The sequence below is a fragment of the Frankia sp. CeTa3Moorea genome (assembly GCF_978021225.1).
In genome coordinates this window covers 16,527-18,669 of record NZ_CDXDOR010000110.1, presented here as the reverse complement: position 1 = coordinate 18,669, position 2,143 = coordinate 16,527, and the positions used below count along the sequence as shown (strand labels likewise).

Sequence of the window (2,143 nt, the reverse complement as noted above, 5' to 3'; positions counted from 1 at the left end):
ACGGTTGGCGAGCACGTGGTTGAGCAGCGTGGTCTTGCCCGCGCCGAGGAAGCCGGACACCACCGTGACGGGGACACGCGGATCAGCGGTCGGGCGGCTCACGTCAGATCTCCCCGGCGGTTACAGCAGGCCGCGCTTGTAAGCGGCGACGAGGCGGCGGGGCACCCGGAGCGTGCGACCGTCGGGGGTGGTCACCGGCACCAGGTCGGGCGCCACGGCCTTCCACTGGGCACGGCGGTGCCGGGTGTTGCTGCGGGATGTCCGGCGCTTGGGTACGGCCATGTCAGCTGCTCCTCTTTCCGTAACGGCGGTTGAACTTCTCGACGCGGCCCGCGGTGTCGATCACTCGCTGGTCACCGGTCCAGAACGGGTGGGAGTCGGCCGTGATGTCGACCACGATGAGCGGATAGACATTGCCGTCCTCCCAGTCGATCGTGCGGTCCGACGTGACGGTGGACCGGGTCAGGAACGACTTTCCGGTCGGCCGGTCCTGAAAGACCACCGGGTGGTAGTCGGGGTGAATATCCTTTTTCACAGTTCCTCCATCTCGTCGAGCTCGTCTGTTTCGTCAGGCCCCTCGGTGAACGGGTCGACGAACTCCAGCTCGTCGGCCAGCGCGAGCTCCTCGTCCGTCGCCAGCGCCTCCTCCAGGGCCATGGTGATCGCCTCGGGTGACGCGGTCAGGGTGATCACGACGACCTCCTGCGCGCGTTCGCCGGGGCGACGTTCCCGGTTGGCGGCGTTGGCAGCGTCGGCAACGTTGGCCGCGACCGCCACGCCGCTGGCCGCCGGGGCATCCGACCAGCCGTCCGTGGCGGCGAGCCAGGTCCCGAGGCTGCCGATGGTCAGCCCGCCGCCCGCCGACTCCAGCCACAGCGCCCGGTCCGGCTGGCTGACGAGCCACAGCCGGCCACGGGTGCGGACGACTCCGTCGAGCAGCACGTCCAGGGCGGTGTTCAGCCGCATCGGGTGGAACGGGCGACACGCGGAGAAATGGACGACCGCCACGCCGTTGGACGGTTCTCGTGGCGGCTTTCCGTTCAGCAGGGAGCCGAAGCCGTCATCGAAGCGGCCGCGCCGCGCGTCGGGTGGGATGGCCGCCAGCAGGGCGGCCGCGTCCAGCCCGTCCCGTTCGTAACGCGCGGCGCAGGCGTTGAGGCGGTCGAGCACGGCGTCGAGAACCGGGGCATCGGCGGCCGTGCCGGTCAGCACCAGGCAGTCGGCGAACTCGACCGGCCCGACGGCGATCTGGGCCACGGTCCGGTCGTCGTCCTGCGCGGCGCTCAGGCCGCGCTCGGCGAGGATGTCGTTTCCGGTCGCGTCGGCCAGCCAGGTGGCCCGGTCGACCACGGTGACCACGGCCTCGACCCGCACGGTGGTCTCGCACAGGGCGAAGCAGACGGCCCCGGGCTCCAGCCGGGGATCCAGATGGACGACGACCCGGCCGCCCAGGCGCTCCAGCAGCGGCACCAGATCCTGGCCGAGTGTGCAGGACACGCAGCCGTGGGCCAGTTCCAGCACGGTCAGCTCGCCGTCGACCCAGCGACGCACCACACCCTGGACGAGATCGCGCAGGTCGTAGCGCACCAGCACCGAGCCCGGCCAGGCGCGCCAGATCTCCTCCCCCACGTCGTGGTCACCCAGACCGGCGACCAGCACGACCTCTGTCAACACACTCACCACCTTATAGAAAATGATTGCCATTGCGAAAACGTGGAGGGGTTCGCGGACGCGCCATCGCCACCCGTCACGGACCGGTCAGGTCGCCGAGGCGGTGCGTCCGGTGCGTCGAGTGCGTCCGGTGCGGGTCATTCGAATCGCTCGAACCGCTCGGACCGTGGCAGCGACCGCCACCTCGAGGACGGCGGACAGACCGACCGCGGGGCCGGCGGGCAGGGCGAAGTGGTAGCTGGCCAGCAGCCCGGCCAGGCCCGCGACGGCGCCGAGGCCGGCGGCGAGGAACAGCACCCGGCGCAGGCGGCTGGACAGCAGCCGGGCGGCGACGGCCGGGGCGATGCACAGCGTCAACGCCATGAGAACGCCCACGGTGGTCAGGCCGAGGACGACGACGAGGCCGAGCCCGACGATGAGCGCGGTGTCGACCAGCCCGATCCGCACGCCGAGGGTGCGAGCATGTCCGGGG

At 71.1% G+C, this 2,143-nt stretch carries 5 protein-coding genes; all 5 read right to left on the bottom strand.

Annotated features, from left to right (window positions below):
- Positions 1–102, bottom strand: a 102-nt coding sequence (locus AC08OV_RS17615) for a GTP-binding protein (protein WP_476614426.1), incomplete at its 3' end; no start/stop codon positions are given.
- 18 nt (positions 103–120) lie between these two features.
- A complete protein-coding gene (gene rpmF / locus AC08OV_RS17610; RefSeq protein WP_071062807.1) occupies positions 121–282 on the bottom strand; it encodes a 50S ribosomal protein L32 in 162 nt (53 codons plus the stop codon).
- A 1-nt stretch (position 283) separates the two neighbouring features.
- Entirely contained in the window at positions 284–535 is a 252-nt protein-coding gene (locus AC08OV_RS17605) for a type B 50S ribosomal protein L31 (RefSeq protein ID WP_476614407.1), read from the bottom strand.
- Entirely contained in the window at positions 532–1,704 is a 1,173-nt protein-coding gene (locus tag AC08OV_RS17600) for a GTP-binding protein (protein WP_476619964.1), read from the bottom strand. The genes AC08OV_RS17605 and AC08OV_RS17600 overlap by 4 nt, the downstream gene beginning before the upstream one ends.
- Positions 1,705–1,758: 54 nt before the next feature.
- A partial coding sequence (locus AC08OV_RS17595) for a metal ABC transporter permease (protein ID WP_476614409.1) occupies positions 1,759–2,143 on the bottom strand: 385 nt, incomplete at its 5' end.